General features: G+C 62.2%; 2 protein-coding genes. One reads left to right on the forward strand and one right to left on the reverse strand.

The annotated features are described in order from the left end of the window. Window positions 1–427 precede the first annotated feature (427 nt). Complete coding sequence (locus AC5RWX_RS32170; protein WP_494100236.1) at window positions 428–1795, reverse strand: glutamyl-tRNA reductase; 1368 nt, start codon at window positions 1793–1795, stop codon at window positions 428–430. 553 nt (window positions 1796–2348) lie between these two features. Here AC5RWX_RS32170 and AC5RWX_RS32175 point away from each other — a divergent pair. Then, a partial coding sequence (locus AC5RWX_RS32175) for an alpha/beta fold hydrolase (RefSeq protein ID WP_494100237.1) occupies window positions 2349–2643 on the forward strand: 295 nt, incomplete at its 3' end.

The raw sequence follows: 2643 nt of genomic DNA on the forward strand, positions 1-2643 counted from the left end.
GCCGGATTCGAGGCGGGGGTACGATGCGGCGTGCGACGAGTTTTGGAAGATACTCCACACTGAATCAGACCAGGATGCAGGCGCGCATGCGGTTCGGCAGATGCTGGAACTCGCGGGATATAACTTCAGCCGAGGCGAAGGCGCGCCGCTTCTCGACTTGCTTCCACATAGCAATACAAGTGTCTCAACGAAGCAGCTCCAACTCTCAATCGATCACGCCGATCCGGGCAGCAAGGATGGTGGCTGGTTGAGTGCGCATAACCTACGCTTCATGCTTACTAACGACAACGTTAGGAGGAACGCCCGTTTCAGTGCCAAGGATGTGCCATTCAAAGGATGGGAATGGCCTAGACAGCGGCCACGTCGTCGATCTGAACTAAACTAGTTGCGAGCCGGCCAAGCAACGTATTGTCCGTTGCTTGGCACCCTAACTCGCCTGCGCTCTACCAGGACGTTCTAGCCCGGCCGCCGGCACCGGCAGAGCACGAAAATCCGGTTCAACATCCAAGCCGTAAAGTGCTTCGAGGGCGGCAGTGTAGTCGTCCTGTCTGCCGGCGGCCGCAAGTTCCCGTGCCCTAGCGGTGGGTACATGCATGAGCTGCCGGACCACGCGCCGCAAAGCGAACTCCACGGCTTCGGCGGTGGCGGTGCAGCCATGATGGTTTTTCACCCGCGCCAGTTCGCCGGCCAACACCTGCTGCATATGGGCGCGCAGGGCCACGATGGCCGGGTCCAAAAGGCGGGCCTGCCGATCTTCATTGAACCGCAGTGTCGCCTGCCGAACCAGGACGGTGGCCTGCCGGACACCGTTCGAATGCTCGCCCGGTGAGGCAAGCCGCACGTCTTCCAGTGTGATCACGTCAACCCCGGGCAACTCCCCGGTTGACGGCTCGAAGTCCCGGCTCAAAGCAAGATCAACGACGACGAGACGCTGCTCCGTACCCTGCCGGAAACGCCTGAAATCTTCAGCTCCCAGACGGGCTCCCCGGCCGCTGCAGCCGATTACCACATCCGCGCCGCGGATGGCAGCCGGCAGTTCGGACATCGTCAGCGCCGCAGCGCGCCTGGCGGCGGCAAAGGCCTCGGCGCGCCCGGACCAGGAGAACACGGAAACGTTCGCGCAGTATCTGGCGGCCAACAGGGCCAAGGTAAATCCGGCGTAGGCACCCGTGCCGATGACGACGACCGACAGGTCCGTTCTTCCGCGGCCGCCCAACTTCGCGACCGCCAGGTCCAGGGCGACGGAAACCATCGAGCGCCCGGCGTCACCCAGGGTCGTCAGGGAGCCGACATCGCGAGCAACCCGGGACGCAGCTTGGAACAGGCGGATAAGGGCCCCACTGGCTGTCTCCGAATCCTGTGCTGCCGTCAGCGAGCGGCGGAGTTGGCCTGCAATTTCCCGTTCGCCGACCACCGCCGAGTCCAGTCCGGCACCCACTAAAAAAAGGTGTTCCGTCATCGCGGTGCCGACGAGGTAGTCCAGGGACTCGCCGAGCTCACGGACCGGGACACCGGAGCAGACGCTAATGACCGACAGCACACGCCTCCGGGCAACGGCTGGCTCCGAGCCCGCCCTAATCTCCACGTAAACCTCGAAGCGGTTGCAGGTGGACAGCACGACGGCCCCGGCCACGTCGGCGGATGCGGCAACCTCCGCCGACGTGATCCGCAGCGAACCCGACTCCAGCCGGGCCAGAAAGTCCAAACCCGTGCCCCGATGCGAGGCGACCAAGGCAAACACCCGTTCCTCGAGTAACGCCCGGTCCGCACCGGACACGTCAGGATTCTGAGACACTTCAACCCCCATTTTCCGCTACCTTCGTCCTCGACGAGGAGTGCCGAAGGCATCTTTCGTCGCCAGGCGCCGATGCCCGGTTATGTAGCCTAGAGACCTTGCAGACAGCGTGGGCCCGCCACCTTGAGAAATTCTTGTGGGCGGGCCGGGGCGGGCCGGCCCGAAATACTCCAGCCGGAGCATAGGCGAAGGACAGACGGTGGTGCTCTGCTATGTACTCATGCGCCGGATGAGCCGGGTTGGAAGCGCGCGCCAACACTTCCGCGAATAGCCGAAGCCGGTTTGGTTCGCCCATACCCTGGCCGGCAGCGCTCTGATCTCGATCATGATCCCTGTCGGAGGAGTCGCGTAAGCCGCGTCGCATGTAATGGGCTGAATCGACGTCACCGTGGATGTCATAGTGGGAGGATTCCTAGGATTCTCTATTTTCCGTGCGTAGTATCTGGGACAGGACGCCACCCTACGCGAGGGTCAGGAGAATGTGATCGAAGCAGTTGCTGGAGTAATCGGCCGGAACAATGTCACCATATTCGGCCGGGATGATGGGCCTGTGATGATGTTTGCCCACGGTTTCGGCTGCGATCAGGCTATGTGGCGGAAGCTGCTGCCTTATTTCGTTAATGATTACCGGCTGGTGCTTTTTGATCATGTTGGTGCAGGACACTCCGACATCAGCGCCTATGACTGGGAGAAGTACGGGTCTCTGGGTGGGTACGCGTCGGACCTGCTGGAGATTTGCACCGTCCTTGAACTTGAGGACGTCATCCTGGTGGGCCACAGTGTCAGCACGATGATCGCCGTGATCGCCGCAGTGCAGGACCCCAGCCGTTTCTCCCACCTGGTCCTGC

The organism is Arthrobacter sp. SPT-J7 (assembly GCF_059089965.1).